The organism is Flavobacterium sp. GNP010 (assembly GCF_056428945.1).
Genome location: NZ_JBWJVK010000161.1, coordinates 1 through 271 on the forward strand (window position 1 = coordinate 1; position 271 = coordinate 271).

Genomic DNA, 271 nt, shown 5'->3' on the forward strand with positions numbered 1-271 from the left:
GTAGTGATTGGCGTAACATTCGTGTTTGTCGTCGTTACTGCAACTCCGTTTAAGGTGTCGTTTCCTATCACACTTCCTGCGGCTACAGGTGTAGTGCCTGAAGCTAATGGTGCTGCTGGTGCGCCTAAAGTATCGTTTCCTGCAATGATTTTACCCACTACGTTTACTGTTAGCGTAGCTGTAGCACAATTCGATGGGCTTACATTAACTCCTGTGGTCGTATCGGACTCACAGATGGTATAGGTAACCGTGTAAGGTCCCGTTGGGGTAT

Annotated in this window: 1 protein-coding gene; it reads right to left on the bottom strand. The window is 47.6% G+C overall.

All coding sequences use genetic code 11. The annotated features are described in order from the left end of the window. Nucleotides 1-271, bottom strand: a 271-nt coding sequence (locus AC061C_RS15945; RefSeq protein WP_478291990.1) for a hypothetical protein, incomplete at both ends; no start/stop codon positions are given.